The organism is Mesorhizobium sp. WSM4848, assembly GCF_055811375.1.
This window is the reverse complement of sequence record NZ_JBVVPX010000032.1, coordinates 1-12,374: the sequence shown is the minus strand read 5'-3', so window position 1 is coordinate 12,374 and position 12,374 is coordinate 1. Positions and strand designations below refer to the sequence as shown.

The 12,374-nt window shown below is 59.4% G+C and carries 13 protein-coding genes; 6 read left to right on the top strand and 7 right to left on the bottom strand.

Annotated elements, in window-relative coordinates; all coding sequences use genetic code 11:
• Positions 1-12: 12 nt before the first annotated feature.
• On the top strand, positions 13-651 hold the full coding sequence (locus tag AC0L16_RS24865) for a DUF6766 family protein (RefSeq protein ID WP_473623885.1): 639 nt from the start codon (positions 13-15) through the stop codon (positions 649-651).
• Here AC0L16_RS24865 and AC0L16_RS24860 read toward each other — a convergent pair.
• From AC0L16_RS24860 to AC0L16_RS24840, 5 genes are all read right to left on the bottom strand, one after another.
• Entirely contained in the window at positions 628-825 is a 198-nt protein-coding gene (locus AC0L16_RS24860) for a KTSC domain-containing protein (protein ID WP_473623884.1), read from the bottom strand. The genes AC0L16_RS24865 and AC0L16_RS24860 overlap by 24 nt on opposite strands.
• A 212-nt stretch (positions 826-1,037) precedes the next feature.
• Positions 1,038-2,183, bottom strand: coding sequence for an extracellular catalytic domain type 1 short-chain-length polyhydroxyalkanoate depolymerase (locus tag AC0L16_RS24855; protein WP_473623882.1), 1,146 nt, complete (start codon positions 2,181-2,183; stop codon positions 1,038-1,040).
• A gap of 149 nt (positions 2,184-2,332) precedes the next feature.
• Positions 2,333-3,259, bottom strand: a complete 927-nt coding sequence (locus AC0L16_RS24850) for a hypothetical protein (protein ID WP_473623881.1) — start codon at positions 3,257-3,259, stop codon at positions 2,333-2,335.
• Between the two features lie 162 nt (positions 3,260-3,421).
• Entirely contained in the window at positions 3,422-3,919 is a 498-nt protein-coding gene (locus tag AC0L16_RS24845; RefSeq protein WP_292404776.1) for a YciE/YciF ferroxidase family protein, read from the bottom strand.
• A gap of 459 nt (positions 3,920-4,378) precedes the next feature.
• Entirely contained in the window at positions 4,379-5,335 is a 957-nt protein-coding gene (locus AC0L16_RS24840) for a glycoside hydrolase family protein (protein WP_473623880.1), read from the bottom strand.
• 381 nt (positions 5,336-5,716) lie between these two features.
• Between AC0L16_RS24840 and AC0L16_RS24835 the strand changes: the two genes are divergently transcribed.
• Together AC0L16_RS24835 and glf are read left to right on the top strand one after the other, a co-directional pair.
• On the top strand, positions 5,717-6,889 hold the full coding sequence (locus tag AC0L16_RS24835; RefSeq protein WP_473623878.1) for a glycosyltransferase family protein: 1,173 nt from the start codon (positions 5,717-5,719) through the stop codon (positions 6,887-6,889).
• A 2-nt stretch (positions 6,890-6,891) separates the two neighbouring features.
• On the top strand, positions 6,892-8,058 hold the full coding sequence (gene glf, locus AC0L16_RS24830; protein WP_473623877.1) for a UDP-galactopyranose mutase: 1,167 nt from the start codon (positions 6,892-6,894) through the stop codon (positions 8,056-8,058).
• Between the two features lie 23 nt (positions 8,059-8,081).
• Here the strand turns inward: glf and AC0L16_RS24825 are convergent, their stop codons facing one another.
• Positions 8,082-9,230: a glycoside hydrolase family 1 protein gene (locus AC0L16_RS24825; RefSeq protein ID WP_473623876.1), complete on the bottom strand. Its 1,149-nt coding sequence runs from the start codon at positions 9,228-9,230 to the stop codon at positions 8,082-8,084.
• Between the two features lie 490 nt (positions 9,231-9,720).
• Between AC0L16_RS24825 and AC0L16_RS24820 the strand changes: the two genes are divergently transcribed.
• Positions 9,721-9,918, top strand: a complete 198-nt coding sequence (locus AC0L16_RS24820) for a hypothetical protein (RefSeq protein ID WP_133254831.1) — start codon at positions 9,721-9,723, stop codon at positions 9,916-9,918.
• A 151-nt stretch (positions 9,919-10,069) separates the two neighbouring features.
• Here AC0L16_RS24820 and AC0L16_RS24815 read toward each other — a convergent pair whose 3' ends face one another.
• The gene (locus tag AC0L16_RS24815) at positions 10,070-11,119 is read right to left on the bottom strand and encodes a YihY/virulence factor BrkB family protein (protein ID WP_473623874.1); all 1,050 of its coding nucleotides are present in this window, start codon (positions 11,117-11,119) and stop codon (positions 10,070-10,072) included.
• Between the two features lie 743 nt (positions 11,120-11,862).
• On the opposite strand from AC0L16_RS24815, the gene AC0L16_RS24810 reads away from it, so the two are divergent.
• Together AC0L16_RS24810 and AC0L16_RS24805 are read left to right on the top strand one after the other, a co-directional pair.
• Complete coding sequence (locus tag AC0L16_RS24810) at positions 11,863-12,051, top strand: hypothetical protein (protein ID WP_244602958.1); 189 nt, start codon at positions 11,863-11,865, stop codon at positions 12,049-12,051.
• Between the two features lie 25 nt (positions 12,052-12,076).
• Positions 12,077-12,259: a hypothetical protein gene (locus AC0L16_RS24805; RefSeq protein ID WP_473529282.1), complete on the top strand. Its 183-nt coding sequence runs from the start codon at positions 12,077-12,079 to the stop codon at positions 12,257-12,259.
• Positions 12,260-12,374 lie beyond the last annotated feature (115 nt).

Here is a 12,374-nt window from a genome sequence, read left to right as displayed (position 1 = left end):
GGAGACAAGATCATGAGAACCATATTTCGGGACAACGGGCTTACGATCGCCCTGGTGGCGATGTTCCTGTTCAGCGCACTCGTCATGATCTGGTCGGGGCATTCTGCCTACAATGAAGAACTTCGTGAGCATGGCTCGGCAGCGATCGGACTGTTGGCTTATTTGAAAAGCGGCGACTTCCTCTCGGCGCTCTTCGAAAACTGGGAAAGCGAATTCCTGCAGATGTCGGCCTATGTCATGCTGACTGCAATGCTGTTCCAGCGCGGTTCCGCCGAGTCTCGTGATCCCGATGATCCCAACCGGCCCGAGGACGAACTTCCGACCGCCACCCGCAGGCGCAACCCGATCCTGTCGTGGCTCTATTCATACTCGCTGGGCTTGGCGCTGGCCCTGCTGTTCATCATCTCATTTGCCTTGCATTGGTGGGCGAGCCTGGCGGCCGCGAACGAGGAGGCGCTTCGGCACGGCGGCGAGGTTCAATCCCTGGGAGACTATCTTCTCGACGCCCAGCTATGGTTCGAGTCCTTTCAGAACTGGCAGTCGGAATTCATGTCGACGGCCGTCCTGGTCCTGCTGTCGATTTTCCTACGCCACAAGGGCTCCCCGGAATCAAAGCCAGCCGGCGCGTCAAACTCCGAAACCGGCGCATGAGTCTCCGCGTGCAGGCAACGCTCGCTGTGCTTCGGCAATCGGGCGGTGCCGGCAACGGTCGCGAAAGTGGTCGTTGAAGAACCGGCCCTTTACGAAGGCGTTTCGGAACGCCGCATAGGTCTCCGGCGGCACAGCCTCGTAGCCATAACGCGGGCCGCTCGCGACGAACCACACCGAGAGAACCCTTGTCTCCGGTCGAAATCTTCCCGGCCAATGGGCGACCGGTGTTGTCCGCGCGGGGAAGCAGGATCTGGACGAGGTGCATGGCGACCGCTCAATGAAAAGCGGTCACCGATTCCAAAGAACGACGCGTTCCCTTGCCTGGTCGGAGCCGCTTGACCTTCGCGGGCCGGCGAGACAGTCGGCGAGCGATTCGCGCCGTCCGCCTAGCGCATCAGGCCCGCCGCCCGCAGGGCATCTTCAATGATCTTCTTCACGCCGGGCTGGCGCGATTGATGGATGGCAGTCGGCTGCGGGGGCTTCGTCTTCGCATTTTGTATACTTGGCGCCGGTGACTGGGGTAGTTGCCGTCGGCTGGCGGGCAATTGCGGCCTCGATTTCCGGGAGGCGCTATCCTCGGTTGCCGCGATCCCCCAAAACTGCGCGATCTCGCGTGTGGAGGCGATGCCGACATCAAGCATATAAGGTCCCGGAGCGCCGAGGCCGTTGCCGAGCGGCGTCCCGTGGCCCATCCCGGCGATCATGTTGATTTCGATCAAGGCATCTCCCGCCCCGTTACGCCAGACCTGCTTTGCGTGCGGTCCGGCAGCTTCCCGACGCGTCGGCGCTTTCTCAAGCCGGTGGACTCCCCGCCACTGGCCTGCGATCGCTTCCGCGTTGGAAGGCGAAACCGTGTGGTCAGCGGCACCGTGCCAAATCGAAATCCTCGGCCACGGTCCCCGATGATCCGATGCGCCGCGGAGGGCCCGTTGCAGATCCTGTTCCGAAGGACCGCCGTGGCCGCGCATGCGATCGAAGGCCTCTGGGATTGTCGTTGCGCTGCCGTAGGGCAGGCCGGCAATTAACGCACCGCCGGCAAACACTTCCGGATAGGTCGCCAGCATGGCCGCTGCCATTGCGCCTCCGGCCGAGAGGCCGGTGATGAAGATTCGCCTTCGGTCGAGACCATGGGTGACGACCATCGTCTCGATCATCTGGCGAATCGAAAGCGCCTCGCCCGAACCACGCTTGGTGTCGCCAGGCTGGAACCAGTTGAAACAGAGGTTCGGATTGTTGCCGCGTTGCTGTTCGGGAAAGAGCAGCGCGAAGCCAGCCTCGTCGGCGAGTTGGGACCAGCCGGAATGATGGTCATAGCCGGCCGCGTTCTGGGTGCAGCCATGCAGCACGACGACGAGCGGGGTGCCCTTGGATAGGTCATTGGGAATGTAGAACTTCGCTTCCAACCCGCCAGGATTGGTACCGAAGTCGGCCAGCGTCCAGAGGTGGTCTGACGCACCGAGGTCGGCGGGATGTGCGGCATGTCGCGCCTGCAGCGCGGCACGGCGGGCGATGGTATCAGAGATTTTTCGCAATGGAGCCGTCCCTGTTGTGACGCCCGGAATGGACGGCCATCTGTGCAACGCACGTGCAGCAATATCGTTGCTGCGTTGCACAAAGACAAGGGAGCGCGGCGGGAGGTGGAGTCCGGCCGATCCTCTCGGTCGGCCGGGAGTAGACGTCTTCAGCTTCGACTGCCTGTGAGATGGAGCGCGTCTTCTTCGTCGTCGCGCTGCTTGCCGCCTAACGCTGCCGCTGCGCTGGCGATGAACGCACCGATCATGAGAGAAAGCGCGCCAACCAGCGCGAAGCTGGCGCCGGCTTTTCTAGCTGTGTCGGCTGCTTCCTGTGCTTGGACTTTGGCCGCCTCGACCTGAGCAAGCACCGCATCAACCCGGGCAGTAGCATCCGCTTGCAACAAGCCAGTGCGAGCGGCCACGAGTTGGCCCAGATAAGTCTTGTCGTCGGCCGAGACTTCGCCGGCCGCCGCACTCGTAATGAGGATGCGGGAGGCTTGTGCGGCTGCTGTCGCATCGCCCTCCGCGCCCAGCGTCGCCAGCCTGGAAGGATCGTTCGGACGGAACAGCGCATCGACGAAATACGACGCCGCGCCGCTGCCTCCGTCGTTCCCGGCGTTTGCGGTCGCCCCTGCCGAGGCACCCATTGCTGCTCCCGAGGCCACTGTCGAGGCCGCCTTGACGCCGGTGCCGATTGCCGCGGACAGCGCCGAACCGAGCACGAACACGACCAGAAGCGTCGCCAGCGCCCAGGCCATGAATCCGTGCGCGGTATCCCGGAAGAACGTCTCGTCCGTATGAATGCCGACCCATTTGGTGCGAAGGCGCCCGGTCAGGTAACCCCCGAGCCCGGATGACAACCATTGCACGATGACCAGCCAGATCGCAGTGGACACAGCGAAGGTGGTGACGCTGGCGCTTTCGTTGGACCATGGAGACACCATCGTGAGCCCGAGGCCGGACCCGAGAAGCATCAGGATGAACGTCAGGGTCGATGCAGCGAAGGCGCCGGCGATGATCGGTCCCCAGTTGACTGCGGATGACGAGGACTCGACCGGCGCGGCGACGTCGGTCGCCAGGATGGTTGATGCCATGGATTCCTCCTACCGCATGAACAGCGCGAGAAGGATGATGATCGGAATAGGAACTCCGAGCAGCCAGAGTAGAATGCCACGACCCATGATTGTCTCCTATCGAAAGACGGATGTTGGAAGTGAAACAGCCACCCCAACACAGTTGGGGTGGCTGTTGTGTGATCAGGCGGCCTTGGCCATTTCGTTGGCCGAGGCGTCCGCCAATCCGGTGAGCGCCTCGTCTGTCATAGACTCTTCGCCGAGCGTCTGTTCGAGCAGCTTGGCGGCGTCGCTCATGCCCAAGACCTCGGCCCAGCGCTTCAGCGTGCCATAGCGGGTGATCTCGTAGTGCTCGACAGCCTGGGCAGCGGAGATCAGACCGGCGTCCAGTGCGGGAGTTCCCTTGAACTCCTCCATAATCTCCTCGCCCTCCTCGATGACGCCGTCGATCGCAGGACACGTCTTGCCCTGTGCTCGCTTGCCAAGGAGCTCGAAAACCTGCTGCAGGCGCTCGACATGACCGTCGGTTTCGTCCTTGTGCTTCTCGAAGGCTGCCTTCAGATCGGCCGATGAGGCGGCGCGCGCCATCTTGGGAAGCGCCTTCAGGATCTTCTTTTCCGCGTAATAGATATCTTTGAGCGTATCGAGGAAGAGATCGTCCAATGTCTTTTCTTTCGCCATGGCGGATTTCCTTTTGGTTCCAGCGTTTTTGTTGTCGCTCACGGGGTTGTGAAACGCATGCTCAACAAGCTCGCAACGCCGGAAAGGTTCCTTTGAGACGTCTCGCTGCACGTCACTCTGACTTCGTGGGTCAACCCCTGGTTCAATTCACTTCCCGCTCCGCCAGCCATTTCGCTATCGAGGGATCGCGTGATGCTCTGATACTTGGCGTCTCTATCTATCGAGATTCTTGAGAATATTTTTGTCGGCGCACCCATGAACGAGCGCGCCTGACCTTGGGGATGCTGCTCGCCAAAGTCGCCGGCGGCGAGACCAGCCTTCCACCTAAAAGAATTCTCTGCGAGAACGATGTCTCCCGCCAATCGTGACGCCGCCTGGCCTCACCGATCGGGATTGATTGAGGACGCGGCAGCAACCCGATTACAAAGATGATTATCTGAAGTGGGCTGGTCGTCCCTGTTAGGCGACTCGTGAAAGGACTTGCTGATCCAGGTCGCACCTAGCCAGTCCGAAACGCCAGCGATGGTTCGTTGCCTCACGTCTGCTCTGGTAAAACAAGGTCAGTTTCCCGCCGTCGATCATCACTGTCGAATGGCCGTTCTCCCCAGGCTCACCAGGATCAAGCACGGGGCCGACCGACACGTAGGGACCCTGGACCTCGTCGGCGATGGCGAAGAATACGCGCTGACGACTTCCGCGCGGACCGTCGGGAAGGAAGCAGGTGGCGTTGAGAAGCACGCGACCGTCAGGTAATTCGACCAGTTGGGCGCCCTCGATCCCCCATTCGTAGTCCGGATGCTCGCGCGCGTTGTGATGGGGAACGTCGAGATGGTCCAATATCTTACCGAGACGTTTCCACGGCCCGAACCAGGAATCGGATTGGCTGCGCGCCAGATAGACGTCAGGCTGCGGCACCCTGGTGAATTTAGGCATGCCTGAATAGACGATGTAGCGCTTGCCGCCGATGATCGCCGGATGGGGATCGTAGATCCCGTCCTCATCGGTGTCCGGCAGGGACAATATCGCCGGATTCAGCACCACCCAATGAAAGCCGTCATTGGACACCGCATGCTCGCAACGTCCGCCGGACTTCATGAATTCGGTCTGGATGAACATGTGGAAAACGCCGCATTCATGGATGACGCCGGGCGCCGCTATGCCCGATCCGGTTACCGCCAAGTCGAGCGCCTCATGCTCAGTCCACGGCCCATAAAGGTCCGGAGCCGTGGCATGTAGTATTTTCCAGCTCTCGGTCGTGACAGTGCCGCTGGAACCGAAGACGTGCCAAAGCGTGCCGTCGAACACCGGACAAGGATCCTTCAGATCATCCACGGACTGCGGGTGAAACAACGGAAAGACGTTGGTTTCAAAGTTAAACTTCATTCCTTGCGGCTCTCTCACGGTGGCTGCCTTCATCGGCCCATGCGTTGGGCCATTTGTGGCGACCAAAACGAATCATGCGCAGCTCATTAACTTTTATACCTGCGCTCATGAATGGTTGTTGAACGACTGAGCGGATTTCAGCCGTTCTGTGGCAATGCGCCACATTTGGCGAGATCTGAAGCTGCAAGGGCCCCCGCCTTGGCCGAGGCGCTGTCCGTCGGGTGTTGGTAGCAGCGCCGCTTCTCTTCGAACAAGTGCGCTAGTGGCCGGCTCGGCGGCTCCAGCCAATTAAAATCCGTGGAACAACTTACTCAAATGAAAGTTAGATGTACGGATGAAGGCTTCAGCAGGAGCGAGCTTCGGTTAACATATGTTAATCTGAGAATTGTAAACTATAACTAAAGGGATTCTTACATGAAAATAGCGGGCGGCAAAAAAAATAAACCAAATATCCCCCTAAAATCGTCCATTTTACTTTGCTTTTCTCACCTCAGGTGGGATTTCGTACACCAACGCCCGCAGCATATTCTGACGCACGCCTCAAAACAGCAGCAGCTAATTTACTTTGAGGAGCCGGTCTACGAGGAAACACGCTATCCTTCGATGCGGGTGAACGATCCGTCTGCAATGATCACAATCGTAACCCCGGTTCTTCCGGTCGGCATTTCCGCAACAAAGGCAGACGCCATCCAGCGCAGGTTCGTCGACCAGATCGTCAACTCAACTCCGCATGACCGGCTGACTATATGGTACTACACGCCCATGGCGCTGCGTTTCAGTGACCATCTAGCCTGCGATGTATGCGTCTACGACTGCATGGATGAACTCTCCGCCTTCAAGAACGCACCGGCAGAGTTGACGCAGATGGAAAAAGCGCTGTTCCAGCGCGCTGATGTCGTGTTCACGGGCGGGCAGAGTCTGTACGAGGCCAAACGAAGCCTCCATAGGTCGATTTTTCCCTTCCCCAGCAGCATCGACGTTGCGCATTTCCACAAGGCAAGAGAGCCCGGCGATGACCCTGTAGACCAGGCAGACATACCTCAACCGAGAGTGGGCTTCTTCGGCGTGATCGACGAACGGCTCGACGTTGAAATGATCGCACAGGCGGCTGCGGCAATGCCCGAAGTGCATTTCGTCATGCTCGGCCCGGTGGTCAAGATCGACCCGCTAAGCCTGCCGCGCGCAAGTAACTTGCATTGGCTGGGTGCCAAGTCCTACGCCGACCTGCCTCGCTATCTCGGGCATTGGAGCGCCGGCTGGATGCCCTTCGCGCTCAATGAGGCGACACGCTATATCAGCCCGACCAAAACTCCTGAGTTCCTGGCCGCCGGGCTGCCGGTGGTCTCCACGGCGATTGTGGACGTCGTGCGCACCTATGGTGCTGAAGGCCTGGTCGACATCGTCGACGCCGAAGATATCGAAACCAAGCTTCGGTCCGTTCTGTCACGTCCCCGGAATTTCCTGCTGAAGGAAGTCGATGCCTACCTCGCTAACATGTCCTGGGAACGAACGTGGGAAGCAATGGCTGCCCATATTCAGCGCGCCTATGCAATGAAAAGCATTGTGCCTTTGCGCCGGGGAGCCTGACCATGTTCGATTGGTTGATTGTCGGCGCCGGCTTCGCTGGCAGCGTGCTCGCCGAACGCATCGCATCGCAACGGCATGAAAGCGTCCTGCTCATCGACCGGCGAAATCACATCGGCGGCAACGCTTATGACTGTTACGACGAAGCGGGAATTCTGGTCCACCGCTATGGGCCGCATATATTCCACACCAACGCCCGATCGATCATCGACTATCTCTCGCAATTCACCGAATGGAGGCCTTACGAACATCGCGTACTGTCTTCGGTCGACGGAAAACTGCTGCCGATACCGATCAACCTCGACACGATCAATCGCCTGTACGATCTTGAATTGACGCCCGAGCAGTTGGAGGAGTTCTTCGCATCCCGGCGAGAAACGGTCGAGGAAGTCCGAACCGCCGAAGACGTGGTTGTGAGCACCGTTGGCAGAGAACTCTACGAAAAATTCTTTCGCGGCTATACAAGGAAGCAGTGGGGCGTCGATCCGGCCCAACTAAGCAAGTCCGTGACTGCGCGGGTCCCTACCCGAACCAACCGCGATGATCGCTACTTTGGCGACACTTTCCAGAATATGCCGGCTGGCGGGTATACACGCATGTTCCAGCGCATGCTGGACAACCCAAGGATCAAGATCATGCTGCAGACCGATTATCGCGAAATTCGCGACAAGATCCCCTTTCAGCGGATGATCTACACCGGGCCGATTGATGAATATTTCGACTGGAGCCTTGGTCGTCTGCCTTATCGGTCACTGCGGTTCGAACACGCGACGCTTGATTGCGAGCAGTTTCAGCCGGTCGCCGTTGTCAACTATCCGCAGACGGAAAACTATACCCGCATTACCGAGTACAAGCATCTGACCGGTCAGCAGAGCCCGAAGACCAGCCTGACTTACGAATATCCAACCGATATCGGCGATCCCTATTACCCGGTGCCGCGGGCGGAAAACGAGGCGCTGTACAAACGCTATGAAGCACTGGCAGCGGCGTGCTCCGACGTGTGGTTCGTCGGGCGCCTAGCCACGTACCGCTACTACAATATGGATCAGGTCGTCGGTCAAGCTTTGGCGACGTTCGCGCGCATTCAACAGAGCCTGCCGGCAACCGGCACCGTGCAGATGCTTACGCAGCGGACGATGCTCGGCCAACATTCGGAGCAGTTCCCCACCTAAGTGGCCCGTTCCTTCTTCGACCGCTACGAAACACCTGCCGCGAACAATCTGCGCTGGCGATCCAATTCATCGGCAACCGGCTGGCGAAGACTGCGCGAACCGTCGGCATGAATCGTAGAGAACAAGCCGACGTCCGCGTGGCGCAAATTGTCCCAGCCGGGATACGCGGTCACCGGGTACAGACATATACCCTGAACCGGGGCACCACGGCTCATTGCGTCACGGACCTCATCGCAAACATAATGGAGCCATGCCGGCCGGCCTGATCCTTCAGCGCCTGTCTCGGCGATGAACATGGGCTTTCTGTAGCGCTCTGCGACTTCGACCAACATTTCGGAAAGCGCCCGATATTCGTGGTGGCCCATCGGTATCGTTGGCCCCTGAAAGTACCATTGGTTGTGCGGATAAAAGTTAAGTCCGATGACGTCGACACAGTCCTCGCTGCCGCCCAATTCAGGCTCGGCACGGCCCGTCAGCATGTCATAGGCTTCAAACTGGCCCTGACGAACATTTTCCGCGCGCCGCTGCTCGGCACGACTATGGTCACGGGGCGCAACGTGAATTAGCGGTTCAGCCCATATGAACCGGCAATCAGGTTCGGCATCGCGCATCGCCTTGACGCCGGCAACCGCTGCCCTCACAAGCTGTCGCTTGAACCATCCCCGCTTCTTCGGCCCCACGCGTGGGAAATAGCCGACCTCTATCGCCCATGCGAAAAATGAGATCTCATTGATCGGGCACACCAAGGGAGCTACTCCCGTGACGGAGCGGTGGACCCGGACAGCTTCAGCGGCGAAGCGGACATAGGCTTCTGTAAAGTCTGGGGCGCCTTGGTCTACGTGATCTGGTGAGCCATAGTGGAAGATATCCCAGACGACCTGCACCCCCGCCGCGTGGGCTGCTTCGATCATTGAGATCCAACCCGACCAGTCGAAGACTCCTGGCGCTGTTTCAATCAGGTGCCAGCGCAAGCCGTCGCGGATCGTGCGAAGCCCAAGGGCAGCACAGCTGCGATAGTCGCCGAGAGCATGTTTGTCGTGTGCGGTTGCGCGATTCAAATCGAGGCGCACTCCGTCGCCGCGCCGATGCGAGGAACATTCGAAGCCAGCCATGAAGAAACTGGCAAACTCGGACGGATATTCGCCTGGCAGACGCGCCGGCTCGTTGCTCATAAGTGCAACCCGTCGGCCAAGGCTCGCGCCAGCGCTCCCGCTAGGCGATCGGCCATTGCTAGTTTCGACCTCCACCACAATTTCATTCGGGCCGCCATCACGTCGCCTGAGTGGTACGGGTGCAAGCGTCGAATGTTGACCAAGCGAGCGTGAGCGGAGCCGAGTCCAGGTATTGTCGGTGAGCAGAGGTCGACCTCAGGATGACAGACTGGCGCTCTCAAGCCGAGCCTCGTTGATCGTCGTCGCGCTGCATGGTCTCTCCTAATGGAATCCGAGGAAGGAGAATATCGCAAGCACGACAACGATACATCCGATGAGATGGCGCAATCTCCCCCACATTGCGTACCGAACTTGCCTGCGACCGTGAGGTTCCCCTTCGGCTGAAATATTTCTGGTTGGGCGGGCGACCCGCTAACTTACTGTCGCCTGCGGCGACGATTCCCAGGCAGTGGTCTGGCTGGTTCGCCGCGACACGATCGGGCGAAACGGTATGCTTCGTGCCGGCGCTGTGCCGGTTCCGGCTGCCTTGGAGCTGCCCGGGTTGGCTCGCGGCACCTATCGCGTCATCGCCTGGGGTACCAACGCCGGCAGGCAAACAGCGGAATGGCAAGCGAATTCGGACGGCTGGCTGAAGCTTGATGTGCCGCCGTTCTCCGCCGATGTCGCGCTTGCCATCCGCGGGGTCTGAGCAGGATGGGGACTGCGCCTGAAGGTATTCATACGCTCGCGATCTGACTTGCCATAGCCCATGATGAGCCGTCCTTGCAAACTCGTCGCCAATGCTGATGTCAGTGATTGCGCCAAGCGAAGTTGCGCGGAGATTCCAAGTGATCTGCGCGCTAAGTGTTGTGCTCGCCCGAACGCGACTGCTGGTCGGCGGCATCGGCCGATCCGCCCAGCGTGTCGGCGACCGTGGCACCTCGCGCACCCATCGGCTGCTGCGCACCTGTGGTGGTGTCCTTGGCAGTCTGATGCTCCATCTCGGCATTCAGCTCCGCACCCACAATCAGGACAATCACGGAGATCCAGGTCCACATCATCAAGCCGATGACTGCCCCCAGGGCTCCATACGTCGCGTTGTAGTCGGCGAAGTGTTCAAAATAATAGGAGAATCCTATCGAGACTGCGATCCAGACCACAGCCGCGAGGAAGGCGCCCCATGTCGCCCATTGCCACTTTGCCCTTTCGCGGCTGGGGCCGTAGCGATAGATCAGCATAATCCCGAGGCCGACCATGATCAGCATCATCGGCCACCGAAAGATCCGCACAAGGGCTTCGGTCCAGCCGCCGAGGTTCAGCAGCGCAAGCATGGCCGGCACGATCCCCACCGAGACGATAAACCCAATACCGATGAGGATGGCGCCAAGTGTGAAGCCCAAGGCCAGGAGATTCAGATAGATAAAGCCGCGCTTTTCACTCTCCTCGTAGGCGATGTTCATGGCTTCGAATAGCGTCTTGATGCCGTTACTGGCGCTCCACAGTGCGACGGCAAGGCCGAAGATGAAGCCGAAGCTAAGCGCGCCAGTCTTCTGAGCGGCCAAGGACGCAAGCTGAGATCTGATAATATCCAGACCGCCCGAAGGCAGTACGCCGCCAAGGAACGCAATGTGCTCAGCGATGGTCTGAGGATCGGCGACGAAACCGTAGATGGACACGAACGCGGCAAGCGCTGGAAAGAGGGCAAGGAGCAGATAGAATGCGGCCCCGGCCGCAATCAGGATAACACGGTCCTCGGTTACCTCAGCAAAGAGCCGCCACAGCACGTCCTTCCAGCCGCGGCTGGGAATCTCTGACGGCCATTCGGCATCGCGCCCGCGGCCCTCCCGTCCGGCCCGCCGCTCAAGTTGCACTTGAACTTCGTAAGCGTCGTCGGTTGTTTTCTTCGACATGGCTGCCGGCCCAGAGCATCTTCTTCGCGGGGCAAACGTGTAATAGCGCCAAAGGATGCAGGTGCAGACCTGCGCTCACAAATAAACATCCGCCGACTGCAGAAACACTGCGCCAATCCCATGCGACGAGTTGATTTAATAGCAACACTGCCCTGCCCACGACCCCTCAATGGCTTGTTCGAGCGACCAATGAGAATACGCCAGCTTTCCACCATGTCGGCCATTCGCGGCAGTCGGCTGACTGCGTTTTAACTTAGCGCGACCGGCCGGCGCGGATTATGGCATGGGCGATCGCGAGTTGCGCCTCTCTCGGCGCGTCCAGCCGGCCTCTAGCATGCAATCGACCATCGCTTGAAAGCCAGGCTCCATCGCCTCCTGACAGTTGAAGCTGGGCGAAATCGCGGACCCTGCACATGGCAATTACCCGAACTCACCCCAGGCAATTACTCGTGCAGACGCAACTCAAAACTTGCGGCTCATAACGATCTGCGAGCGGTGGCTGTCGAACTGGGCCTCGTGAATCCAGTCGTCACCTTGGGGCGGCTTGGCTACCAGGTAGGCATCGGCGGAATGAACTCGAGCCGGCCGGGCGCGGCACTCACAGGTTTGCCCACCTGATCGAGTCTGGGTCGGCGGTATATATTAGCTAGACGGAACATAACGTGATTCTAATGGGAGGCGGCAACAAATGTTGCTGATCCGCGTTGCGCTTGATCTGAAGGCCAGCCAGGGAGGAAATCAAAATGGCCGACGACAAGTGCAATAGAGGTTCTGGGGCGGAAACCGCGTCGCGGGTGACGAAAAATATGAGTTCTGCTATTTCGCCATTAAGTTCGGCCTCTCAATACCGCAGGATCCGCGACCTTTTTGGCAAGCACGGTAATGATCGCGAGACCCTGTGTCGGGAGGCTCAGAGGCTCGGAACGCCGTGACTCAAAAAAGAACGATTCTCGAACAATGACCAACCTTTCACAACTAGGGCCGCCCATTACAGGCAAGCTGCATAGCGAAGAGGTCGAGCATGAAAGCGACCATTTCTATCTGTGCCCGACAGGCGACCAAGTTGTAGATGCTCGGGACCTGCGGCGCGTCATCTGGCACGATCAGCCGGGGCACGAGCCGCTGGAACTCGATTCCTGATTTGGTCAGGGACTGCGATGTTCGGCAAAGACCTTTTAGTTCGCATGCTCGACCGCCGCGACACCCTGCCGCGAGACGAAATCACGCTTATTGAGGCTCTTCCGGTCCGGCCGGT